Raw genomic sequence first — 22,600 nt, forward strand, 5'->3', positions numbered from 1 at the left:
CGTCGATCTTGTTCACTCGGTTCCAAAATCAAGGAGCGAGGGAGGGTCTTCCGCGCTATCAGCGGCCCTGGAAGATCTTGACGAGCTTTGGCGTAAACCGGTGAGCCTTGATGTCGAGCAGATCCTGATACGTGGCCCGACCGGAGATCGCGGCCGCCAGATATCGCTGGCAGGCGACCCTCGGAGCGTCCTTGTCAGAGACGTTTGTCACGATCCCGGCGGTGCGACGCGCATTTGCATCGAAATCCTTTGCGCACACTTTGACGAACTCATTTCTCGCTCTGGTGCTGCCTTGCAGCAACGTGACGGTCGCATCATAATCCTGCTGCGTCGGTGCACAGCCTGCAAGTATTGCAATAGAAATCATTATCGTCGCGGTGCGGACATGCATCATCAACCCCCAAGGATACGCCAAATCGGCACCTGCTGTTAATTTGATTCTCGGCATGCGGGAAAGATCTAGAACCTCGCGGCACGAAATTATGGTGATCGGATTTCCGATTTCGGTTTTGCGACCTTCGTGACCGACGGGATCGGCGTTTACCATCCAGACGGTATGGGTCGGTCTGCAGGGCTTTTCCCCAGCTTGTCATCTTCCTGAAACACGAGTCTGGTTTTGGAGGGCTAGATGAAAGATGGGGCACGAGCACTGTTCGTGACAAACATGATGGAACCCAGACATTTCCGCACGCTCTTCATTTCCGATATTCATCTCGGCTCGAAGGCCGCGAAGGCTGATTTCCTGCTCGATTTCCTGCGCTACCACGAGGCAGACACCATCGTGCTCGTCGGCGATATCGTCGACGGCTGGCGTCTGAAACGCAGCTGGTACTGGCCGCAGGTCTGCAACGACGTCGTCCAGAAGCTGTTGCGCAAGGCGCGCAAGGGCACGCGCGTCGTTTATATCCCAGGCAATCACGACGAATTTCTGCGCGACTTCCCGGGCATGCATTTCGGCGGCATCGAGGTCGTCGAGCGTATGATGTATGACGGCGCGGACGGCAAGAGATACCTGATCCTGCACGGCGACGAGTTCGATGTCGTCGTCCGCAACGCCCGCCTGCTCGCCTATCTCGGCGACTGGGCCTATGATACGGCGATCCGCATCAACATCCTGCTCGCGGCCGTACGCCGCCGCCTCGGCATGCCTTATTGGTCGTTCTCCGCCTGGGCGAAGCTGCAGGTCAAGCACGCGGTCAATTTCATCGGCGAGTTCGAGCGCGTCGTCGCCGAAGAGGCCCGCAAGAGCGGCGCCGACGGCGTGATCTGCGGCCACATCCACCACGCCATGATCCAGGATATGGACGGCATTCGCTACATCAACACGGGTGACTGGGTGGAAAGCTGCACGGCGGTTGCCGAACATGCCGACGGCACCTTCGAACTGATCACCTGGCGGGCGCTTGCCACCGCCGTACCGGCGCTTACCGCCATCGAGAGTACCGAAGAGGCGGAACTCGCCCCGCAGGCGGCGTGATTTTACGGCCGTCGCTGTCGCGGCGGCTCGCCGGCAATTTAGCCGTTACCGCGAGGTAACAGGCCATATTTATTTTCTAAAACGTTTCCGGACGGCTATTTCTCGCAATAGTCGCCCCCCGGGTGGTGTGTTAGGAAAACATCCAGTTTCCTTCAGGTCCACAGATGATTCCCGCTCAACATTCCCCGGGTGAGGGAGCGCCGCCGCGCTTCCGGCTGCTCAGTGCGCTGTCTTATTGCGCGCCGCTGCTCGTCAATGGCGTCGTGCTGCCATTCTTCCCGGTATGGCTGGAAACCCATAGTTTCAGCGACCATGAAATCGGCATTATCCTCGCCATACCGATGGTGGTTCGAGTCTTGGTGGCGCCTGTCGTCGCCATGATCGCCGACCGCATGAAGGAGCGCGCCACCGTGCTGCTCTGGTCGGGGAGCCTGTCGCTGCTGACGGCGATCGCGCTTTACTGGTCGACCAGCTTCTGGCCGGTGACAATCGTCTTCGCGCTGCAGGGCGCCAGCTTTGCGCCCTATGTGCCCGTGGTCGAATCGATCGTCATTTCAGGCGTGCGGCGTTGGGGGCTCGATTATGGGTCGATGCGCGTGTGGGGCTCCATCGCCTTCATCGTCTCGACGCTGGTCGGCGGTCAGCTGATCAGCCGGTGGGGCGGCGGCATGGTGCTCATCGTCATGGTGTTCGGCTTCATGATGACGGTAGTGATGGCGATCTTCTGTCCGCGTATCGGGCCGACCCGGCGGCGCGGTCTGCCGATCGACCTTCCTGCCGCCACCGGCAGCGGCCTGCGCGAACCGCATTTGCTGCTGCTTCTGATCGGCGTCGCCATCCAGCAGTCGAGCCATGCCGTGCTCAATGCTTTCTCCTCGATCTATTGGCATCAGCTCGGCTTTTCCGGCACGCAAGTCGGCCTGCTCTGGAGCGCCGGCGTTGCCTCGGAGGTGACGGTGTTCTTTCTGTCGAAGCGGCTCAATCGGCGCTTCACTGCCTGGACCCTAATCCGCTTCGGCTGCGCCGTCAGCGTCTGCCGCTGGATCCTGTTTCCCATGAATGCCGGCTTTGCCGGCTTCTTTCTGCTGCAATGCTTCCACGGCTTCACCTATGCCTTCGTGCATACCGGCGTGCAGCGGCGGATCGTGGCGACAGTGCAGGAGACGCAGGAGGCCTCGGCGCAGGGCGCCTATTTCTTTTATGTCGGCATGGCGATGGGGTTAATGACCATCGCTTCGGGTTATCTCTACGCTTGGCTCGGTCTCGTCAGTTATTACGTCATGGCGCTCGTCGCTCTTACGGGCCTCGGGATCGTCATCTCAGCCTATTATCTTCAGCCCCAGAGGGCGCTTTCCGGCGGAAAGACCAGGGAAGCGGCGTAGCGCAGGCCGGGCTCGCGGTCGTGGGCAAGCAGCAGCGGGCCGTCGAGATCGACAAAATCGGCATTCTGCGCGAGCAGCACGGCCGGCGCCATGGCGAGCGAGGTGCCGACCATGCAGCCGATCATGATCGAAATGCCGAGTCTCTCGGCTTCGGTCTTCATTGCCAAGGCCTCGGTGAGGCCGCCTGTCTTGTCGAGCTTGATATTGATCGCATCATAGCGGTCGGCAAGGCTTGCGAGATCGCCGGTGTGGTGCACACTCTCGTCGGCGCAGACCAGCAGCGGGCGGCGGATTTCGGCAAGCAGCGCATCGCGGCCCGCTGGCAGCGGTTGCTCGACGAGGGCAACACCCGCCTCTGCGGCGATCTGCAGATGACGTTCCAGCACCGCCTCCGGCCAGCCCTCATTGGCGTCGAGAATGATCGCAGCTTCGGGTGCCGCCGCGCGGACGGCGCGGATGCGGCTTTCATCGTCGCCGGTTCCCACCTTGACCTTGAGCAGAGCGCGACCGGCATGTTCGCGCGCCTGCGCGGCCATTACGTCCGGCTCACCGAGCGAGATGGTGTAGGCTGTCGTGAGCGGTTTGAGCGATGTGAGGCCGAGGCGGGCGGCGACCGTTTGGCCCGTCCGTTTTGCTTCGAGATCCCAGAGAGCGCAATCAACCGCGTTGCGTGCCGCACCCGGCGGCATCGCCGACAAGAGATCGTCGCGCGAAATGCCGGATTCGATCAGCGGGCGCGCCGCCTCGATCTGGGCGAAGACGCTCTCCATGGTCTCACCGTAGCGGCGGTAGGGCACACATTCGCCGTGCCCTTGCGCGCCTTCTTCCGTGACTGTGCAGGTAATGACCTCGGCCTTCGTCTTCGCGCCGCGCGAGATGGTGAAGGTCCCGGCAATCGGAAAGGAATTCATCTGGATATCGAGGGTGCGCGGCATTATTGCTATCCTGCGAGCATGGAAATTGGACGTTGCTTCTGTATATTGACGCGCCGGCGGCGATCCGCTTCGCGAGTCGGCAATGTCGCCGTAAGCCTTGAAAGACACAAGTATCTTGAACGCCGAGAATCGCAACGCCGCCTCACTGCAAGTGGACGACCGGCCAGATGGTTCGGGGCAGCATGTTCGTCTCAGCGGCAATTGGCGCAGCGCCTATGTGCATCTTGTGCTGCGCGACTTCGATAAGCTTCGGCGAGAGAAGATCGGCAATCTGACGCTGGACCTTTCTGATGTATCGGACATCGATACTGCCGGTATCTGGCTTCTTTGCCGGCTAAAGAAGGAGGAGGAAGCGGCCGGGCGCACGGTGCGCTTCGTCGGCACCAATCCGCATATCGACGAAATGCTGGAGATGTTTTCGGAGGAGCCAGCCAAACCGGAGCCGGAACAGAAGGAGAAGGTCTCGCTTGCCGCGCGCATCTTGGCGCCGATCGGCAAGATGACTTACGACATCTGGGACAATCTCGCCGCCTCGATGTATATCCTCGGCTCGGCGGTGCGCGGCGCGCAAATGAAGCTCGGCCGCGGCAGCGGCGTCTCGCCGGCCTCGATCGTCAACCAGATCGATCACATGGGTGTGCGTGCCGTTCCGATCATTCTGCTGATGTCATTTCTGATCGGTGCGATCATCGCCCAGCAGGGTGCCTTCCAGCTGCGTTATTTCGGGGCGGAGGTGTTCGTTGTCGATCTGGTTGGAATTCTGCAGCTGCGCGAAATCGGCGTGCTGCTGACCTCGATCATGATTGCCGGTCGTTCCGGCAGCGCGATTACCGCCGAAATCGGCTCGATGAAGATGCGCGAGGAGATCGACGCGCTGAAGGTGATGGGGCTGAACCCGATCGGCGTGCTGATCTTCCCGCGGCTGGTGGCGCTGACCATTGCATTGCCGCTGCTGACGGTGTTGGCGAACTTCGCGTCGCTGGCGGGGGCTGCGGTCGTCGCCTGGGGCTATTCCGGCATCACTTTCGCCAATTTCCTGGCGCGGCTGCACGAGGCTATTACGCTGTCGACCGTGCTGTCGGGCATGATCAAGGCGCCGTTCATGGCGCTCGTCATCGGCATCGTCGCCGCCGTCGAGGGGCTGAAGGTCGGCGGCAGTGCGGAGTCGCTCGGTCAGCATGTGACGGCCTCGGTGGTGAAGGCGATTTTCGTCGTCATCCTGATGGACGGGCTTTTTGCGATGTTCTATGCAGCGATCGATTTCTAGCATGGCGGGCAGCGTGGACGAGCAACCGATAGAAAGCGAAGGACAGGGCAGGGATGTCGTGCTTTCGGCGCGCGACGTCACCGTCGCCTTTGGCTCCAAGGTGGTGCTCGACAAACTGAACCTCGATATCTATCGCGGCGAGATCCTCGGCTTCGTCGGCGCGTCGGGCACCGGCAAATCGGTGCTGATGCGCACGGTGCTGCGGCTGCTGCCGCGCCGCTCCGGCACGATCAAGATCCTCGGCCAGGACTTCGACGAGCTCAATGAGCCGCAGCGCAACGCGCTCGACATGCGGCTCGGCGTGCTCTTCCAGCAGGGCGCTTTGTTTTCGTCGCTGACCGTCAAGGAAAATATCCAGGTGCCGATGCGCGAATATCTCGACCTGCCGCGCTCGCTGATGGATGAGCTGGCGCACTTGAAGATCCGCATGGTGGGGCTTGCGGCCGACGCCGCCGACAAATATCCGTCCGAGCTTTCGGGCGGCATGATCAAGCGCGCCGCGCTTGCCCGCGCCCTGGCGCTCGATCCCGAGCTCGTCTTTCTGGACGAGCCGACTTCAGGTCTCGATCCGATCGGCGCGGCCGAGTTCGACGAACTCATCGCCAATCTGCGCGATAGTCTCGGACTGACCGTCTATATGGTGACGCACGATCTCGACAGCCTGTTTTCGGTTTGTGACCGTATTGCCGTGCTCGGAAAGAAGCGGGTAATGGTGGAAGGCACGATCGACGACATGCTGGCCTATGACGATCCGTGGGTGCAGGCCTATTTCAAAGGTAAACGGGCACGGTCGATCGTGCCGCAGGACAATGGCGCGCGGCACGGCAACGGCAGCGGCGGGAAGTGATCGGATAGATGGAAACCAAAGCCAATTATACGATTGTCGGTTTTTTCACGGTGCTGGTGATCGCGGCCGCCTTCGGCTTCGTCTACTGGATGGCCGAATATGGCCGCGGTGGCCCGATGACGGAGCTGATCGTGCGTATTCCCGGCTCGGCGAACGGGCTCAGCGTCGGCTCGCCCGTGCGCTTCAATGGTATCCAGGTGGGCTCGGTGCAGACGCTGTCGATCGATGCCGACGATCCGCAATATTCGCTGGCCTTCACCCAGGTGCGCGCGGACGCACCGATCTACCCCTCCACCAAGGCCGCCCTTGAAATTCAGGGCCTGACGGGGGCCGCCTATATCGAACTGTCGGGCGGCCGCAAGGGTGAGGAGAGTATCCTCAAACATGCGATCGAAAACGGCAAACGCGCCGTCATCGTGGCCGACCAGTCGAGCGTCACCAATCTTCTGGCGACCGCGGACAAGATCCTCGATCGCGCCAATGACGCGGTCGGCGAACTTCAGGGTTTCATCGAAGATTCGCGTGCTCCGCTGACCCAGACGTTCAAGAATGCCGAAACCTTCTCGGATGCGCTGGCCAAGAATTCCGACAATATCGACTCCTTCCTGCAGAGCGTCGGTGAGCTCTCCAATACGGTGAAGGCGGTTTCCGGGCGTCTCGATTCGACGCTCCAGGCTGTGGAATCGCTGGTCAAGGCGGTCGACGCTCAGAAGATCGACAATATCGTCTCCAATGCCGAGAAGATCACTGCCAATGTCGCCGATGCCTCGGGCGATCTCAAGGGCGCGATCCAGAAGTTCGACGAGACGGCCACCACCTTCAACGATTTCGGCAAGCAGGCGCAGGCGACGCTCGATCGCGTCGACACGCTCGTCGCCCAGATCGACCCGGCGAAGATCAAGGGTTCCGTCGACGATATCTCGCAGGCCACAAAGGATGCACGTGCGGCAGTCGCCTCGATCCGCGACGTCGCCAACACGGTTTCGTTGCGCCAGAAGGATATCGACCAGACAATTCAAGACGTGTCGCAGCTTGCCAACAAGCTGAATTCAGCCTCGACACGTATCGACGGCATTCTCATCAAGGTCGATGCGTTGCTCGGCACCGACAATACGCAATCTCTGTTTACCGAGGCGCGCGCGACGCTCGAATCGTTTAAGAAGGTCGCGGACAATCTGAATTCGCGCATCGGTCCGATCGCCGACAATCTACAGAAATTCTCGAGCGGCGGCTTGCGCGACGTGCAGACTCTCATCAATGACATGCGCGGAACCGTGAGCAATCTCAACGATACGATCAGCAACTTCGACCGCAATCCGCAACGCCTGATCTTCGGCGGGGACACGGTCAAGCAGTACGACGGCCGGACGCGGCGTTAACAGGGGAAGTCAGGGGTAGCCTAATATGGTCGCATCGCATCTGCTGTCGCGCCGTTCTTGGATCAGGGGAACGGCGATCGCGCTGCCGCTGACGGCGCTGATCCTTTCCGGGTGCGGTACCACTGCCAAGAACGACACCTATGACCTGTCGGGCGCCGTCGATGGCGATGGGCCCGCGGCCAAATCCCGCCAGATCCTGATTGCCACCCCGACGGCGCTGAGGGCGCTCGACAGCGACCAAATCGTCATCCGCGTCTCGTCCTCGGAAATCCAGAATCTGTCGCGAGCGCAGTGGGGCGACAAGCTGCCGCGCATGGTGCAATCGAAACTGGTCGAGGCCTTCGAGAATTCGGGCAAACTCGGCGGCGTCGGGATGCCGGGCCAGGGGCTTGCAATCGATTACCAGGTCGTCACCGACATCCGCTCATTCGAGATCGACGCTTCGAGCGGCACCCTGGCGGTGGTGGAAATCTCCGCCAAGATTCTGAACGACCGAAATGGCTCGGTGCACGCTCAGAAGGTGTTCCGCGCCACGGCCCCGGCGGGCGGCGACAATACGGGCTTTGTCAAAGGTCTCGACCGCGCCTTTTCGGCGGTAGTTTCGGAGATCGTAAGCTGGACCCTGCGTTCAATCTGAGAGGGCGTTTCGCGACTGCCGCGTCAACATCAAGGGTTGCGGGTTCCAAAAAAATTGGGCGCCACGAGGTTGAGGCGTTCGTCGTATTAAATTTCTTCACGAATTTGTGGAATGCCTCGTGTTAGCGCTGTCAGGAGGCATGCTGCATGGTGGTCGCACGAGTATTCGGAAAGTCGTCATCGGAAGCGCTTCAGCGAGAAAAGGACCGGCTGGCCGCGTTGCAGCAGCTCGATCTGCTCGACACGCCGAGGGACGAGGGATTCGAGCGGATCGTCCGCCTGATAAAGCAGATCTTTTCCGTCGACATCGGCATCGTGTCGCTGATCGATGCGCACCGGCAATGGTACAAGGCCTGTTCCGGCATGTCGGCCGACGAGGTGTCGCTGGAAGACACGTTCTGCCGCTGCGTAGTCGACTGTGATGAGCCCGTTATCGTTCCGGATGCCAGCAAGGATCTCCGCTTTGCAAGGCATCCAGCGGTCACGGGCGAGGACCATATCCGCTTTTATGCCGGCGTTCCGCTTAGAACGAAGGCTGGCCACATGATCGGAACCGTGTGCGCCATCGATCGCCGGCCGAGATCATTCGGCAGCAAGGACCTCGGTCTTCTCGAGGAATTGGCGGGAGCGGCGATGGACCGCATCGAGCTCGTGCAGTCTGCCGCCACCGACAGTCTGACCGAGGCGATGACGCGGCGTGCATTCAAGCAGGAAGCCGATCAGCTGATTTCGCTCGCGCTGCGGCGTCAGCACGACCTGTCATGCATCGTTTTCGATATCGATCACTTCAAGCAGGTGAACGATGGGCACGGGCATGCCACAGGAGACGCGGTTCTCAAGGCGGTCGCATCGATCTGCAGGTCGACGCTTCGCGCCGGTGATTTGTTTGGCCGTATCGGGGGCGAGGAATTCGCCGTCGTTCTGCCGCATGTCGATCGGGAAGGAGCGGCGGCCGTCGCCGAAAAACTCAGGGCCGCCATCGCCTCGCAGGTCATTTTCGGCCATCACGGCTCTCTGAACGTCACGGCAAGCCTCGGAACGTCGGCGCTTTCGATCGTCAGCAAAGACATCGAAACGCTGCTCGCTCAGGCGGATGCGGCGATGTATCAGGCAAAGCAGAGTGGGCGCAACCGCTGCGTCTCATCGAGTTCCATTCACGCCGACCACGCCATCGGCGCGCGGCGGCGCGTGCTGAAGGCAGGTGCGATCCTGTTCAACGACCGGCGCTCGACCATCGACTGCACGGTGAAATCGATCGGCGTGGAGAGCGCCGGCGTTTCGGTCTCCAGTACAGCGGGCATTCCTTTGGAATTCATTCTTGCCATCAAGGGCGAAGGTTTTGAAACCAATTGCCGGGTAATTGCGCAAGACCGGCAAAACCTGGAGGTGGCTTTCCGGTAGCGAAAGTGCGCCGCGCCCTTTCAGCTTGGCTTGCCGGTTATTTCGTCGGTTGCGCGTCGGTCATCGTCGCTGCAGGCTGGCTGCCTGGGGTGGTGGAGGCGGTGGCGGTTGGTGATGAGGGCAGGGTGCTGTCGAGGAGGCTCGCCATTTTGTCGTCGCGCAGGCTTGCAGTCTTTTCACCCATGACGACGCCGACGACGCGGCGGCCATCCTTCAACGCCGAGGTCACGACATTGTAGCCCGATGCATCGGTATAGCCTGTCTTGATGCCGTCGACACCGTCATAGCGATACATCAGATTGTTGTGGCCGCGCAGTTTCATGCCTCGGAACTGAAAGCCGCGCATCGAGAAGAGCTTGAATTCCTCGGGGAAGTCCCGCATCAGCGAAAGGCCGAGCGTGGCCATGTCACGCGCCGTGGTAACCTGCTCCGGATCGGGAAGGCCCGATGGGTTCTTGAAGACCGTGTCCTGCATCCCCAGCTGGCGCGCCTTGTCGGTCATCGCTCTGGCGAAAGCCTGTTCGGAGTCGCCGAGCTGTTCAGCGATTGCCACGGCGGAATCGTTGGCAGACAGCACGACGATGCTTTCGACCGCTTCACGCAGCGTCACCTTGCGGCCAGCGCCGACGGCAAGCTTGAAGGGTTCCTTGCTCTCGGCGTTTTCCGACATGGTGAGCTTCTGATCCCAGGTGAGGCGTCCATCATGCAGCGCCTCGAATGCGAGATAGAGCGTCATCATCTTGGTCAGCGACGCGGGATAGTTGAGATCGTCCTGGTTGGAAGCTTCAAGAACCTTGCCAGACTGCGCATCGATGACGAAGCTTGCCTGACCGGCTTCTGCCGGAATGAAAGCGCCCATCAGCAGGGTGGAGGAGAGCGCGATGGCAAGGAGCCGGGATGTCGTCGTGGTCATCGGTATTGCTGTCTCTTTCGTTGCACGGCCGAGGAGCCGTTGGCTTTAAACGCAAGCGGATCGAAAAAGTTTGTGACGGAATGAAGGAAGGCGGGCAAATAAAAAAGGCCCATCCACAGATGATACCTTTTGTCCCGGGCCCTGCGGTTTTGACAATCGCGCGCATGGCACGTCTAAATTCGTCATGAGCATGAAGCGCGCCTTTCACACGAATTTTCCGCTGCACTTCGAATTGCTGCAGGCGTGGGGGGGCGATCATGGTCGAAACGGCTGCAGGAGGCGCCAGGAGATCGACCAGGCGCTGATCGGACCGATTACCTGCTTCCGATTTGATGTCAGGCGTTGTTGCCAGAGCCTTTACGAAAAGGCAATGTCGACGGCGGGGCGGACCTCCACCGTCGCGTCACCCGCATCGAAACCATCAAGCGTTTCGTTGTGGTGGGCGACAATCTCGGAGAAACTGAAGGTCGCCGTGTCGCCGGTTGTGTGGCCGTCGGCAACCAAGGTCACGTCATAACCGAGCGAAACGGCACGCCTGACGGTCGTGTCGACGCAGAATTGCGACATGCAGCCGCCGACAACGAGGTGGGTAATCGAACGTTCTTGCAAGCGGTCGGCAAGATCGGTCCCGAAGAAGGAGTCGGCGCTCGTCTTGCGCACGACGACCTCACCTGTTTGCGGTGCAATTTCGCGGCGCAGCGCCCATCCTGGCGTGTCTACGGCCAATCGATGGCCGCTATCGCCATCATGTTGCACCAGCACGATCGGCACGCCAGCCTGTCGCGCCTTTTCCTTGAGCAATGCCAGTCGAGCAACGGTCTCATCAAGTGCGGAATCGACCTGTGGTTGGCGGTCCGGCATGGCCTTTCCCGAGAGAATTGCATTTTGCACGTCGATAATCAAAAGGGCCTTGGTCATTTCGTTCGAGGTTCCGGGCTGGGGAGCAGAGCATACCCCCGTCATCAGTGAAAGCCGCCTGACACATGTTCAGGCGGCTTCAGCTCCACGATATCGGCCAGACTCTATCTCAGCCTGCCCGCTGCATGGGCGAGCATGGTGTAAACCTTCCCCGTATCCGAGGTCAGATAGGACTGTGTGACTGTCTGGTTCGGGTCGGTTCGGGCGACGTCGGCGAGCAGCTTTTCGAAATCGCCGATATAGCGGTCGACAGCGGTGCGGAATTCCGGTTCGCGGTCGTATTTGCGCTTGATCTCGTCGAAGGTCTGCTGGCCCTTCAGCGTGTAGAGGCGGCGGGTGAAGACGTCGCGCTCACCGCGCTGGTAGCGGCGCCAGAGATCGACCGACGCATCGTGATCGATGGCCCGGGCGATATCGACGGAGAGCGAATTCAGCGATTCCACGACATGGCGCGGATTGCGGCTGTCGTTGCTGCGTGCGGCCGGTGCGGCGGTTTCCGCCGGGCGGGCGGGAGCACGGGTCGGCACTTGGTCCGCGGCCTCTTCACGGGATGCGCCCCGCAGAAGATCGCTGATCCAGCCGCCACTTTCCCGGGCCGGTTCCTGGCGGCCCAATTCCTGGCGAGTGGGAGCTGGCTGCTGAGCGGCCCGCTGAGGAGCGGCGGCCGGAGCGGACGGCGCAATCGTACCGCGCAGACCCGCCGCTTCGATCGGCGCAGGCGCTGACGGCTGCGGCGGCTGAGCTGCGATCGGCGGAGTCGGGCGCGGAGCCGGCTGCGCCTGGGCAAGCGAGCGGGCGGCAGGCTCGGAGATTTCCAGCTGCTGGCTGGAGCGGCCGACAAGCTGCGAGATATCCTGCAGGGCCTTGATCTGTTCGGCGACGGCGCGGCGCATGGCCGAGGCGCTTTCCTTGGCTTCCTCGGGCAGGTCGAAGGCGCCGCGCTTCAGTTCGGCGCGGGTGGCGTCGAGCTCGTTGCGGATGTCGGCAGCGGAGCGGCGGATGTCCTCGGTGGCGCCGGAGAAGCGGCCGACGGCATCCTCGATCGCCTCGCGCAGCGATTCCCGCATGTGCTGGGCGGCACCGTCGGAGGCGCGTCCGGCTTCGCCGAGCATGCGCTCGACTTCCGACAGCGAGGCGGTGAGGCCGCCGCGAATACGGTTGGAGAGATCACCGGAACGGCGCTCGACGTTGGCGAAGGTGCTGTCGATCGTCGTATTGGCCTCGTCGCCGGCGCGGGTGATCGCCTCGCGCATCGTCTCGGCGGCCTCCTGTGCGCGCTTCTCGGTTTCCGTCAGAACGCGGCCGATATCGGCGAAGGACGACTGCACGCCCTGGCGCAGATTGCCGGTGACCTGGTTGGAGCGCTGCTCGGCCCGCTCAAACACGGTTTCAATCATGCCGCCGAGGCCGCGCATGGTCTTTTCGATCTCGTCGGAGCGCTGGACCAGGCTGACGGAGAGGGCCTGCAGCGCACCTTCGCGCTCCTCGAGCGTCGAGGCGAGGTTGGATTGGGCAGCACCCAGAAGCTGTGAGGCCTGAGTCAGAACCTTGGAGTGTTCGTCGAAGCGGCCGATGATGCTGCCGACCTGGGCCAGCGTCTGGCCAGATATGTCGGATAGGCGGTCGACCTTGCCTTCGAGAAGCCTGGTCGAGGCATTGACCATTTCGGCAGCCTTGGTGGCGGAGTCGGCAAAGCGGGTCGTGGTTTCGCCGAGACGCCCGTCGACGCTCGTCAACTGTTCGGCGGCGCGGTTCATCATCATCGCCATCGCCGCGCTGCTTTCCGACATGCGCTGAACCAGGCCGTTGACGTTGCCGACCAGGCTGTTCTCGATGGCGCTGACGGCGTTGGCGACATTCTCGGTGCGGGCGGCAACGGCGCTGGCGAGCGCTTCGTTCTCGGCGCGCAGGCGGTCGGCACTGAGATTGGCTGCGGCGGTAATGCGGGCAGCGGCCTGCTCGCCGGCATCGGTGTAGCGATCGATGATCGGGCGGGCGGTTTCGTCGAGAATGCGGGTCAATTCGACAGAGCGGCCTGATAGCATCGAGTTGAGGTCGCGGGTGCGTTCCTCAAGCGTCGAGCGGATCGAGTTGCCACGCGCTTCGAGCGCCCGGTCGACGTCGGAGAGGGAAGTATCGATCTCGCGGACGCGCTCCTCGAGATTGGAGCGAATGGCGCTGCTGCGGGCTTCGAGCGCCCGCTCGACATCCGCCATGGTGGCGGAAATCTCGCTGCCGGCCCCGGACAGGGTCGTGCGGATGGCATTGCCGCGTGCCTCGAGCGACTGGCCGGCATCCGACAGGGCCTTGGAAATGGCATTGACCTGGGTGCCGACAACCGTCTCGGCCTCGGCGACCTTGTTGACGATTGCATTGCCGGCTTCCGAGAAGGTCTGGGCGACGGCAGCGGCCTGAGTTGCCAGGCGGTTCTGCGCTTCGGCAACCCGCGTGACGATCTGCGACGAGCGCTCATCCATGGTGCGGGTGAATTCGTCGCTTTTCGCATTGAGATCCTCGGCGAACTGCTGGCCGGTCTTGCCAAGCAGTTCCGTCGTTCTCGTCGCTTCGCCTTCCATTCCCTGGGCTGCTTCGGCCACCGCGCTGCGCAACGTCGAGGCGAGGCCGGCGGCCTTGCCCTCGATGGTGCGGTTGACGGCTTCGAGGCCGACGGTCAAGGCGCGATCCATGGTGGACAGGCGTTCCTCGATGCGTTCGTTGCCGCGGTCAAGGGTTTCGCCGAGACTTGCCGTGCGGCCCTCGATGGCGCCTGCAAGTGTGGTCGTGCGGCTGTCCAGCGTCTCGGCCAGACTGGCCGTGCGGCTGTCGATTGCCTGCGTAAGATTGGCGGCGCTGCCTTCGAGCGTCGTCGAGATGCGTTGAGTGGCGTCGTCACCGAGTGCGCCAAGTCGGGAAATGCCGTTGGCAAGCACGCCGGAGAGGTGGCTGCTGGCGGCTTCGATCTTTTCGGCAACGCCGCCGACGCCGTCGCGGATGCGGGTCTCGATCGCTGTAAGGCCGGATTCCATGCGAGAACCGGTTTCTTCAAGGCGTCCAGCAAGGTTCTCGACCGACTGGTCGAGATGGGTGGAGAGGTTCTGTGCGGAGCTCGAGATCGTGTTCGCCGCCTCCTGGAAGCGGCCGGCGATCTGGCCGGCGCCGGCGCGCATGCGATCTTCCAGCGTCTGGGCGCCGGCATCGATCGCCTGGCGGATCGAGGCTTCTCGGTCTTCCAGCGACATTTCGAGCATGCTGACGCTCGTCGCCACCGAAGTGCCGATGTTGGTCGCCTGTTCGGTGAGTGTATCGCTGATCTGCGCATGCGCCTGGCTCAGCGACAGCTCGATGGCATTGCCGCGGTCCTCGAGCGTCGTGCGGATCCGCTCATGGGCGGAAGCAAGCCCGCCTTCGATGCGTGCCGCGGCCTCCTCGGCCAGACCCCCAAGCCGCGCATGGGCGTCGCTGAGGCGGCCCTCGATGCGGCCGGTCAAGCCGCCGACGAGATCCTCAAAGCGGGCGCCGCCCGCATCGAGAATGCCCGAAAGAGCCGCGCTGTGCTCGGAGAGCGCCGATTCAAGCCGCCGCTGATTGTCGGCATAGGCGTTGTGGATGGCATCCGTCTTGTCGGCAAAGGCGCCGGCAACACGGGCCTCGGCACTGGTGACGGCCTCCATGATCGCATTGCTGCGGGCTTCGAGGGCGCTGTCGAATCGGCTCTGGTTGTCATCGAGCGAAATGGCGAGCGCCATGGTCTTTTCGTCGAGCCTATCGGTGAGCCGGTCATGGCTTGCCGTTACGGCACCGACAAGCGCGGCTGCGCGATGTCCCAGGGCTTCCTCGAGGCGGACCTGCCCTTCGTTCAGCGAGGCGGCCAACGCGCTGGCCTTCTGGTCGAGCACGCCATTCAGGCGTTCATGTGTGCCGGAGACCGCATTGGTGATCGCATCGGCGCCTGATGTCAGCGTCTCCTCGAGACGGCTCTGGCTCTCGTTCAGCGATATGGCAAGGGCCATCGCCCGATCGTCGAGCGTCTCGGACAGGCGGTCATGGGTGGTGGAAACCGCATTGAGGAAGGATTCCGAGCGGCTCTCCAGCGTGTCCTGCAGGCGGCTCTGGCCTTCGTTCAAGGAGGCGGTCAGTGCCGATGCCTTCTCGTCAAGGGTTTCGGCGATGCGCTCATGCGTACCGGAGACGGCCTTGAGGAAAGCTTCGGAGCGGGCTGCCAGCGTGTCTTCGATCCGCGTCTGATTCTCATTGAGCGAGATTGCGAGCGCCATCGCTTTCTCGTCCAGCGTTTCCGACAGGCGATCATGGGTGCCGGAGACTGCATTCAGCAGCGCTGCCGACCGGGTCTGCAGGGTGTCCTCGATGCGGGCCTGGCCTTCGGTCAGTGACATGGCAAGCGCCATCGCCTTTTCGTCGAGCGTCTCGGCGAGGCGCTCATGAGTGCCGGATACAGCATCCAGCAGGGCCGCGGAGCGGCTTTGGAGCGTATTTTCGATGCGTGACTGGGTCTCGCTCAGCGAGTTGGCAAAAGCTGCCGCCTTACCTTCCAGCGTCTCGGCAAACAGGTCATGAGTGCCGGAAACGGCGTTCAGCAGGCCCGCCGAACCGGTTGCGAGCGTTTGCTCGATGCGGGTCTGGCTCTCGTTCAAGGAAATGGCAAGCGCCATCGCCTTTTCATCAAGGGTTTCGGCAAGCCGGTCGCTCGTGCCGGACACACTGTTCAACAATGCTTCGGCGCGGGTTCCAAGCGCGTCTTCGATGCGGGCATGGCGCTCGTCGAGCGAAGCCGTCAGGGCTGCTGCCTTGGTATCCAGCGTTTCCGACAGCCGATCATGCGTGCCTGAGACGGCGTTGAGGAAAGCCGCGGAACGGGTCTCCAGCGTGTCTTCGATGCGGCTCTGGCTTTCGTTCAAGGAGATTGCGAGCGCCATCGCCTTTTCATCAAGGGTTTCGGAGAGGCGGTCATGGGTGCCGGAAACGGCGGTGAGCAGCGCCTCGGAGCGGGTTTCGAGCGTATCCTCGATGCGGGCCTGGCTCTCGTTCAGGGAAATGGCAAGTGCCATCGCCTTTTCGTCAAGCGTTTCCGCAAGACGGTCATGGGTGCCGGAAACGGCGTTGATGATAGCGTCGGAGCGGGTCGTCAGCGCTTCCTCGAAGCGGCCGTGATGGGTGGTTAGCGCGTCGATCAGCGCTCCGCCGCGCTCCGACATGACGCTGTCAATACGCTCATGGGCTGTGCCAACCGCGTCCCGGATTTCTGCTGCGCGCGCTGTCAATACGCTGGTGAGTTCCTCTGCGCGGCCGCCGAAGGCCGTCGTGACCTGCTCGGTGCCGGCGGCAACGGCGGCGGTCAAATCGGTAGTGGTTGTGCGCAGCGTATCGCGGAATTCGGCCGAGCGGGCCTGAAGATTGTTCTGCAGATCGGAGGTGCCTGATGCAAGCGCCAGCGCGATGTCCGACGTGGCGCTCTGCAGCGCCGAGGTCAGCTCGCCGGTGCGGCTGGTGAGTGCGGTGGTGATTTCTTCCGTGCGGCTGTTGAGCGTGCTCTCCAGCACTTCATGACCGGTTGCGAGCGCAGTCGCGAGCGCCAGCGACTGGTCGGTCATCGAGGAGCCGAGCCGGTCGATGCTGGAAGTCAAAATGCCCTCGATCGAATCCGAACCGCCGGTCAGGGTTTCGTTGATGCGGGCAAGGCTCTCCATCAGCTTGGTGTCGAGCGAGCCGGTGCGCTTGTCGAAAGCGCTGGTGAATTCGGCGACACGCTCGTCGAAGGCGGTCGACAGCTGGGCAACGGTCGTCTGCAGGCGTTCTTCGAAGAAGCCCGAGCGCAGGTCGAGATCCATGACGGCGTCGTCGGCGGTGCTCTGCAGGCTCTGGCGGAAGCTTGCGCCCTTCTCATCGAGCGCGCTGTTCAGCTTGGACAGCACGTCGTCCAGCGTCCCGCCGATGGTGCGTTCGCCCGATGTCAGGCTCTCGTTGATCTCGCGGGTGCGGGCGATCAGGATCTCGTTCAGCTGATGCGTGCGCTCGTTCAGCGCCGCGTTCAGCTTCTCGGTGCTGCTGTCCATGGTCGAGGCGCGCGTCTCGAACTGGCTGAGCAGTCTTTCGCCGTGTTCGTTGAGGTTGACGGAGAGCGCCTCGAGGCGGTTATCGAATTCGGTGGCGAGCGCAAAACCGGAGGCGTTCAGTGTCTGGAGGAGGCTGTCGGTCTTGGCGGCAAGCAGGCTGCCCATCGACTGCAGGGCGCTGTCCGATTTTTCCAGGATCGTCGCTGCGCGCGTGTCGATCAGCGAGGCAAAGGCTTCACCCGATGTGGCGAGCCGCACGGCGATCTCTTCGGTCGCCAGCGACAGTTCTTCCTTCAGCTGGTCGTGGACGCTGCCGATCGAGGTGCGGATGCGGTCGGCATGATTGACGATCGCCTCCCGCTCCGAGCCGAGTTCATGGACAAGACCGCGCACGCGCAGCTCGTTGTCCGCATAGGAGCGTTCCAGCGCGTTGACTTCGGAATGGACCAGCGTTTCCAGCTCGGAAGCGCGCGCGATGGTGCGCTCGATGCCTTCGTTCATGGCCGAGACCTCGCGGCGCACCGCCTGGCCAACGGTCATGATGCGTTCGGAGGCGATTGTTTCCGGCTCCGCCAGGCGCAATGCCACCTCTGCCATGGAGCGGGCGGCGTTGCGCATGTCCTGGGCGCGGGAGATCATGATGGCGAAAGCATAGAACAACATCACCGGAATGATGATGCCGACCAGGCCGGCAATGACGCCGGGCAGGGCGACGAGATCGGCGATCGAGCGGATCTGCCAGATCTGCGGCGCATAAAGCAGCGACATCAGGCCGAGGCCCGCCATGACCCAAAGCACGGAAAACAGGGTAGCGGTGCGCATGGCCGAGCGGCTGGAAGCGCCGTCGAAGGACTTCAGGATCGAGGCGGGCGTATTGCGGCTGGCATCATTGGCGGGCGCGAAGGCCGAAGCCCTGGAAGCCTGCTCGGCCCCGGCGCCGCGGCGGCTGCGGCGCCGCGCTTCTTCCTGGGCCTGCTGATTGCGCGCATTCGATGGATCAGACACATTACCCTCCGGCGCCTGGGGCGCGTCGCCGTGGCGAGACGGCACATTGTCCTTGCCAAAGTCGATCTGGAGCGCCTCGTCCAATGCCTTGAACGCCTTGTCCTCGATCGACTCATTATATTTGTTATTCGCCATTCGGTTACGCCTCGTTACTGTCGGCCGGCCCGGCAGCGCACCCCCGGCTTCCGCCTGCCCGGGAACAACTTTGCCGTTGCGGCCCTCCATCCCAACCGCGGACGGATAAGCATGTCATTTCAGAGTAGATAGCCGCTTTTTCAAACGGAAGGTATCAAAACACTACCATTATCCACTCACTCGGCAAAGGCGCGTGCCATAAACCCGCTCCACCAGTATCGTAGTGACACATCTGGGCTCTGCACACAATTAATGAAGGCTTGAGATTCATGGCTCGTTAACCCGTTGTTAACACCTTTGAATCCGAGGCCCTGCTTAAAAACCAATAATTTAGTGATATTTAACGGATGTTAACCATATGGTGAGATTTTCGCGCCCGATGTGCCGGAATTTAACGCGATGGCCACCCTCCCGACGCAGAACTGTAGCAAGTGCGGACGACCTGAGACGGGAGAAATGGCAAATGGCGGCCCAGCTGGCAGCATTGAAGATCGTATTCGAGGCGCCTGATAATGCAAAGGGGCCGTGCCCCTCGAAGGTCCGGCCGATCGATCTCGTCCATCTCGCAAAGCAGACGATGGGCGACAAGTCTCTGGAAATCGAAGTCCTTCAGATGTTTGCGCGCCAGGCGCGGGCGTGCCTCCAGGATATGGCGAGCGGTGAGACCGTGCGTGTCGGCGCGGCCGCGCATCGGCTGAAAGGTGCGGCGAGTTCGGTCGGCGCATTCCACGTGTCGCAGACGGCTGAAGTCGTCGAGGAGACCGGCGGCGATGCCAGCGCGATGGCGGCGCTCGGCGCTGCCGTTCTCGATGCCGAGAATTTCATTCTCAAGCTCTGCCGCGGCTGACCTCCAACTTTTCTTTCGTTGATCGAACGAGGCCCGTTGTTTCATTGCGGAACCACGGGTCTTTTTGCGACGCCCCAGATGACGCTTTGAAGACGGCGGGCGAGGGCCGGATCTGCGAGGTTAGGGCGGATTTCCGAATGTTGACTGACGCGTCGAATTGTCGGAAGAAACTCCGCCCACCCATTTGAAGACCGGAAATAGTCCTGATGCCCAAACTTACCATCGTCGCCTTCGACGGCACGCGCTTCGACCTCGACGTCGACCAAGGCTCCACCGTGATGGAGAATGCCGTGCGCAATTCGGTGCCCGGCATCGAGGCCGAATGCGGCGGCGCCTGCGCCTGCGCCACCTGTCACGTCTATGTCGACGAGGAATGGACGGAAAAGGTCGGCCAGCCGGAAGCGATGGAAGAGGATATGCTCGACTTCGCCTTCGACGTGCGCCCGACCTCGCGGCTCTCCTGTCAGATCCGGATGAAGGCCGCTTATGACGGGCTCGTCGTGCACGTGCCCGAACGCCAGGCCTGAGGCGCTCTGCGTTTCGCGCCAGCGCATCGGCCCGAAAATCGGAATCGATTTTCGGAGGCGAATATCCGACATCATCACCACAAAAAAGACGCCTCGCGCGCTGGTGCGAGCGAGGCGAGGCGGGCGCATTACCAACGGATGAGGGAGGAACATCCGCGGCTTCGGAACGCGCCAGGAGAACCCAACGAGGAAAGTCCAGATGCCGTACCTGAACTTTCGAATGTGTTCATATTAACGCGTTCCGGTTGAGTCTGCCAGAATGAAAAATGACCATTAAAACGCTGGGGAAGGGGTAAGTTTCGCACAAGTTTCGTTGCGCAGCTAAGTTTTTCCGCTCGTCACCAGCTCGAAAAGGCCTTAATTTCCGCCGGCTCGACCATTGATTCGATTTTTCAGCAATCTCAGCATGCGCTTCTGGAAGTTGACCGCCTCAACCCGGTCGAATCGCGCCTGCAGCCGATCGTGCTCCTCTATGCCGCGAGTTGATTCGTTGGAGACGAGCTCCTGCATGGCCTCGCAGTTGCGCTGCTGCGGCAATGCGCGGATGGCGCGCTCCATGGCGCGGGCCTGGTCTCTGGCGATTTCGGCATGACGCTCCTCATGGCGCTTGATGTCGCTCGACAGTGCGTCCCATATCATCGACAGCTCCTTGCTGGCGCCTCTGCGGCTGTTCCAGCGCGGCAGTATGACCTGGGTGTGAACGGTGACCTTGACATTGCCGACGCGGCATCGGCCATTATCCTGGATATAGGTGGCCTCGCCGCCGAAGCGTATCTTGGTGGCGCCGGGATGGCGTGCCGACGAACCGCTCGCCGTCGGGCCGCGCCGGCTGAGCTCCCGGTCGAGCTCATCGGCGGTTTTGCCGCGGATGTCGAAATAGGAATAACTTTTCGATGCGATCACTTCGGCTGCCGCTGGACTGCTGACGGAAAGAGCAATGGAAAAGGCGACAGGAAGGCACATATAACGCATTGCAAGCGGCATTCTGAACGCAACCCATGTTGAAATCGGCAGGAGCTTGGGGCATAGCCACCGTAAGCGCAATATCGGATGGCGGCTTTTTTCGTCATCAATAGGACAAGTCTGGTGACAGGGCTCGAAGGCAGTTTCTGGCGTGTCGGCCATGGCCGGGAAATCGAACTCGGCGGTCGTTCGGCGATCATGGCGATCATCAATGTTACGCCGGACTCCTTCTCCGACGGCGGACGTTTTGAAACCGTCGATGCCGCCGTCGAACATGCATTGCAGGCGGTCAGCGATGGTGCTGCGATCATTGACATCGGTGGCGAATCGACCCGGCCTGGTGCGTTGTCGGTCAGCCCTTCGGAAGAGCAGGCGCGGGTGTTGCCCGTCATCGAGGCGCTGCGCGGTCGCACCGAGGCGCTGATCTCGATCGATACCTATCGTGCCGAGACGGCGCGGCTTGCCGTCGGCGCCGGGGCCCATATCGTCAACGACGTCTTCGGACTGCAGAAAGATGCAGGTATTGCGGATGTGGCCGCGGCCACCGGCGCGGGGCTCTGCATCATGCATACCGGCCGTGACAGGGTTAAACTTGCCGATGTGATCGCGGACCAGGCGCATTTCCTCGAACGGTCGCTGGCGATCGCCGCCGCGGCCGGAGTCAACATCGACCAGATCGTGCTCGATCCGGGTTTCGGCTTCGCCAAGGAGATGGCTGAGGAGAACCTGGAACTGATGGCGCGGTTTTCCGAACTGTCGCGCTTCGGCCTGCCGCTGCTTGCCGGCACGTCACGCAAGCGCTTCCTTGGCGCGGTGACGGGGCGCGAGGCGCTGGAGAGGGATGTGGCGACAGCCGCATCAAGCGCGCTGCTCAGGCTTCAGGGGGCTGCGGTTTTCCGGGTGCACAATGTCGCAATCAACAGGGATGCGCTTGCTGTCGCCGATGCTATGCTCAATGCGCGCCAGGAATTCGAGAGGAAGCGGCCGACATGACCACCTACACGATCACGCTGCAGAACTGCGCCTTCTTCGCGCGCCACGGCGTGCATGACGAGGAGGAATTCCTCGGCCAGCGCTTCTTCGTCGACGCGGAGCTCGATGTGGTTGCCGGCGAAGCGCTGGAAAGCGATTCGATCAACGACACCGTCAATTACGGCATTGCCTTCACGGTGATCGAGGAGATCGTCACTGGCAAGCGCCGCTACCTCATCGAAGCCCTGGCGCTCGATATCGCCAAGGGCCTCTGTCAGACATTCCCGCAGGTGCGCCGGGCGAAGATCACGGTGCGCAAGCCGAATGCGCCAGTGCCAGGCGTGCTCGATTTCGTGCAGGTGAGTGTTGAACATTTTGCCTGAGGCTGAATCACAATCGGCCACACTCGGCCTCGGCGGCAATATCGGCGATCCGGTAAAGGCGATGGCCGCGGCGCTGCAGAGGCTGGACGGGCGCGACGACTGTCGTGTCACCGCCGTATCGCGGCTCTATCGCACGCCGCCTTGGGGCAAAACGGACCAATCGTTCTTCTTCAACGCCTGCGCAGCCGTCGAAACCCGGCTCCCTCCGGAGGCGTTGCTCGATGTCTGTCTTTCGATAGAGCGTGAGATGAAACGCGAGCGTATCGAGCGCTGGGGACCGCGCACGCTCGATATCGACGTGCTGACCTATGGCAATGTCGTCCAGCAGGCGCCGCGGCTGGAGCTGCCGCATCCCCGTATGACCGACCGCGGTTTCGTCCTGATGCCGCTTGCCGATATCGCCCCGGGCCTTCTCGTCAAGGGCAGGACAGTCAGTGAGTGGCTGCAGGAGGCCGATGTGGCCGGCATCGAGGTCGCCGATGATAGCGGCGACTGGTGGCGCAGCGCCTGAGGCTCTGAAACGCGAACGGCGGGAAACCCGC

18 protein-coding genes are annotated in these 22,600 nt (G+C 62.1%); 12 read left to right on the forward strand and 6 right to left on the reverse strand.

Annotated features, from left to right (window positions below; genetic code table 11):
- Positions 1 to 58: 58 nt before the first annotated feature.
- The gene (locus J7U39_RS07090) at positions 59 to 391 is read right to left on the reverse strand and encodes a hypothetical protein (RefSeq protein ID WP_210631616.1); all 333 of its coding nucleotides are present in this window, start codon (positions 389 to 391) and stop codon (positions 59 to 61) included.
- A gap of 273 nt (positions 392 to 664) precedes the next feature.
- Here J7U39_RS07090 and J7U39_RS07095 point away from each other — a divergent pair, with 273 nt between their 5' ends.
- Together J7U39_RS07095 and J7U39_RS07100 are read left to right on the forward strand one after the other, a co-directional pair.
- On the forward strand, positions 665 to 1,477 hold the full coding sequence (locus J7U39_RS07095) for a UDP-2,3-diacylglucosamine diphosphatase (protein ID WP_210631617.1): 813 nt from the start codon (positions 665 to 667) through the stop codon (positions 1,475 to 1,477).
- 164 nt (positions 1,478 to 1,641) lie between these two features.
- Positions 1,642 to 2,859 (forward strand): MFS transporter, encoded by a 1,218-nt coding sequence (locus tag J7U39_RS07100; protein ID WP_210631105.1) that lies wholly within the window; start codon positions 1,642 to 1,644, stop codon positions 2,857 to 2,859.
- Here J7U39_RS07100 and dgcA read toward each other — a convergent pair.
- Complete coding sequence (gene dgcA, locus J7U39_RS07105) at positions 2,811 to 3,794, reverse strand: N-acetyl-D-Glu racemase DgcA (protein WP_210631106.1); 984 nt, start codon at positions 3,792 to 3,794, stop codon at positions 2,811 to 2,813. The two genes, J7U39_RS07100 and dgcA, sit on opposite strands and share 49 nt — an antisense overlap.
- Before the next feature lie 97 nt (positions 3,795 to 3,891).
- On the opposite strand from dgcA, the gene J7U39_RS07110 reads away from it, so the two are divergent.
- The 5 genes from J7U39_RS07110 to J7U39_RS07130 all read left to right on the forward strand — a co-directional run bounded on the left by J7U39_RS07110 (position 3,892) and on the right by J7U39_RS07130 (position 9,324).
- The gene (locus J7U39_RS07110) at positions 3,892 to 5,061 is read left to right on the forward strand and encodes an MlaE family lipid ABC transporter permease subunit (RefSeq protein ID WP_210631107.1); all 1,170 of its coding nucleotides are present in this window, start codon (positions 3,892 to 3,894) and stop codon (positions 5,059 to 5,061) included.
- 1 nt (position 5,062) lies between these two features.
- The gene (locus J7U39_RS07115) at positions 5,063 to 5,908 is read left to right on the forward strand and encodes an ABC transporter ATP-binding protein (RefSeq protein ID WP_210631108.1); all 846 of its coding nucleotides are present in this window, start codon (positions 5,063 to 5,065) and stop codon (positions 5,906 to 5,908) included.
- Positions 5,909 to 5,916: 8 nt separating this feature from the next.
- A complete protein-coding gene (locus J7U39_RS07120) occupies positions 5,917 to 7,287 on the forward strand; it encodes an MlaD family protein (RefSeq protein WP_210631109.1) in 1,371 nt (456 codons plus the stop codon).
- A 25-nt stretch (positions 7,288 to 7,312) separates the two neighbouring features.
- Entirely contained in the window at positions 7,313 to 7,924 is a 612-nt protein-coding gene (locus tag J7U39_RS07125; protein ID WP_210631110.1) for an ABC-type transport auxiliary lipoprotein family protein, read from the forward strand.
- Positions 7,925 to 8,070: 146 nt separating this feature from the next.
- A complete protein-coding gene (locus J7U39_RS07130; RefSeq protein ID WP_210631111.1) occupies positions 8,071 to 9,324 on the forward strand; it encodes a sensor domain-containing diguanylate cyclase in 1,254 nt (417 codons plus the stop codon).
- 37 nt (positions 9,325 to 9,361) lie between these two features.
- Here J7U39_RS07130 and J7U39_RS07135 read toward each other — a convergent pair whose 3' ends face one another.
- The 3 genes from J7U39_RS07135 to J7U39_RS07145 form a co-directional block, all read right to left on the reverse strand.
- Positions 9,362 to 10,237, reverse strand: a complete 876-nt coding sequence (locus tag J7U39_RS07135) for a D-alanyl-D-alanine carboxypeptidase family protein (protein ID WP_210631112.1) — start codon at positions 10,235 to 10,237, stop codon at positions 9,362 to 9,364.
- A gap of 357 nt (positions 10,238 to 10,594) precedes the next feature.
- Positions 10,595 to 11,155, reverse strand: coding sequence for a cysteine hydrolase family protein (locus tag J7U39_RS07140; protein ID WP_210631113.1), 561 nt, complete (start codon positions 11,153 to 11,155; stop codon positions 10,595 to 10,597).
- Positions 11,156 to 11,259: 104 nt separating this feature from the next.
- Entirely contained in the window at positions 11,260 to 18,366 is a 7,107-nt protein-coding gene (locus J7U39_RS07145; protein ID WP_210631114.1) for a hypothetical protein, read from the reverse strand.
- A 463-nt stretch (positions 18,367 to 18,829) separates the two neighbouring features.
- Here J7U39_RS07145 and J7U39_RS07150 point away from each other — a divergent pair, with 463 nt between their 5' ends.
- Together J7U39_RS07150 and J7U39_RS07155 are read left to right on the forward strand one after the other, a co-directional pair.
- Positions 18,830 to 19,213, forward strand: a complete 384-nt coding sequence (locus J7U39_RS07150) for an Hpt domain-containing protein (protein WP_210631115.1) — start codon at positions 18,830 to 18,832, stop codon at positions 19,211 to 19,213.
- A gap of 206 nt (positions 19,214 to 19,419) precedes the next feature.
- On the forward strand, positions 19,420 to 19,740 hold the full coding sequence (locus J7U39_RS07155; protein WP_011425597.1) for a 2Fe-2S iron-sulfur cluster-binding protein: 321 nt from the start codon (positions 19,420 to 19,422) through the stop codon (positions 19,738 to 19,740).
- A gap of 357 nt (positions 19,741 to 20,097) precedes the next feature.
- Here J7U39_RS07155 and J7U39_RS07160 read toward each other — a convergent pair whose 3' ends face one another.
- On the reverse strand, positions 20,098 to 20,724 hold the full coding sequence (locus J7U39_RS07160; RefSeq protein ID WP_210631116.1) for a DUF922 domain-containing protein: 627 nt from the start codon (positions 20,722 to 20,724) through the stop codon (positions 20,098 to 20,100).
- A 102-nt stretch (positions 20,725 to 20,826) separates the two neighbouring features.
- On the opposite strand from J7U39_RS07160, the gene folP reads away from it, so the two are divergent.
- Genes folP through folK form a run of 3 tightly spaced genes read left to right on the forward strand, consistent with a single transcriptional unit; the run spans position 20,827 to position 22,569 of the window.
- Positions 20,827 to 21,696, forward strand: coding sequence for a dihydropteroate synthase (gene folP / locus J7U39_RS07165; protein ID WP_210631117.1), 870 nt, complete (start codon positions 20,827 to 20,829; stop codon positions 21,694 to 21,696).
- Entirely contained in the window at positions 21,693 to 22,058 is a 366-nt protein-coding gene (gene folB / locus J7U39_RS07170) for a dihydroneopterin aldolase (protein WP_008525873.1), read from the forward strand. Before folP ends, folB begins: the two co-directional genes overlap by 4 nt.
- Positions 22,051 to 22,569, forward strand: coding sequence for a 2-amino-4-hydroxy-6-hydroxymethyldihydropteridine diphosphokinase (gene folK / locus J7U39_RS07175; protein WP_210631618.1), 519 nt, complete (start codon positions 22,051 to 22,053; stop codon positions 22,567 to 22,569). Before folB ends, folK begins: the two co-directional genes overlap by 8 nt.
- The last annotated feature ends 31 nt before the right edge of the window (positions 22,570 to 22,600 follow it).

This window comes from Rhizobium sp. NLR16a (assembly GCF_017948245.1).
GTDB lineage: Bacteria > Pseudomonadota > Alphaproteobacteria > Rhizobiales > Rhizobiaceae > Rhizobium.

Bases quoted from the DNA above. Each gene is read 5' to 3' on its own strand.
- J7U39_RS07120 (WP_210631109.1), top strand. From the start codon at position 5,917: ATGGAAACCAAAGCCAATTATACGATTGTCGGTTTTTTCACGGTGCTG.
- J7U39_RS07145 (WP_210631114.1), bottom strand. From the start codon at position 18,366: ATGGCGAATAACAAATATAATGAGTCGATCGAGGACAAGGCGTTCAAG.
- J7U39_RS07100 (WP_210631105.1), top strand. From the start codon at position 1,642: ATGATTCCCGCTCAACATTCCCCGGGTGAGGGAGCGCCGCCGCGCTTC.
- J7U39_RS07140 (WP_210631113.1), bottom strand. From the start codon at position 11,155: ATGACCAAGGCCCTTTTGATTATCGACGTGCAAAATGCAATTCTCTCG.
- J7U39_RS07135 (WP_210631112.1), bottom strand. From the start codon at position 10,237: ATGACCACGACGACATCCCGGCTCCTTGCCATCGCGCTCTCCTCCACC.
- J7U39_RS07115 (WP_210631108.1), top strand. From the start codon at position 5,063: ATGGCGGGCAGCGTGGACGAGCAACCGATAGAAAGCGAAGGACAGGGC.
- dgcA (WP_210631106.1), bottom strand. From the start codon at position 3,794: ATGCCGCGCACCCTCGATATCCAGATGAATTCCTTTCCGATTGCCGGG.
- J7U39_RS07125 (WP_210631110.1), top strand. From the start codon at position 7,313: ATGGTCGCATCGCATCTGCTGTCGCGCCGTTCTTGGATCAGGGGAACG.
- J7U39_RS07090 (WP_210631616.1), bottom strand. From the start codon at position 391: ATGCATGTCCGCACCGCGACGATAATGATTTCTATTGCAATACTTGCA.
- J7U39_RS07155 (WP_011425597.1), top strand. From the start codon at position 19,420: ATGCCCAAACTTACCATCGTCGCCTTCGACGGCACGCGCTTCGACCTC.
- J7U39_RS07130 (WP_210631111.1), top strand. From the start codon at position 8,071: ATGGTGGTCGCACGAGTATTCGGAAAGTCGTCATCGGAAGCGCTTCAG.
- J7U39_RS07095 (WP_210631617.1), top strand. From the start codon at position 665: ATGATGGAACCCAGACATTTCCGCACGCTCTTCATTTCCGATATTCAT.
- J7U39_RS07150 (WP_210631115.1), top strand. From the start codon at position 18,830: ATGGCGGCCCAGCTGGCAGCATTGAAGATCGTATTCGAGGCGCCTGAT.
- J7U39_RS07160 (WP_210631116.1), bottom strand. From the start codon at position 20,724: ATGCCGCTTGCAATGCGTTATATGTGCCTTCCTGTCGCCTTTTCCATT.
- folB (WP_008525873.1), top strand. From the start codon at position 21,693: ATGACCACCTACACGATCACGCTGCAGAACTGCGCCTTCTTCGCGCGC.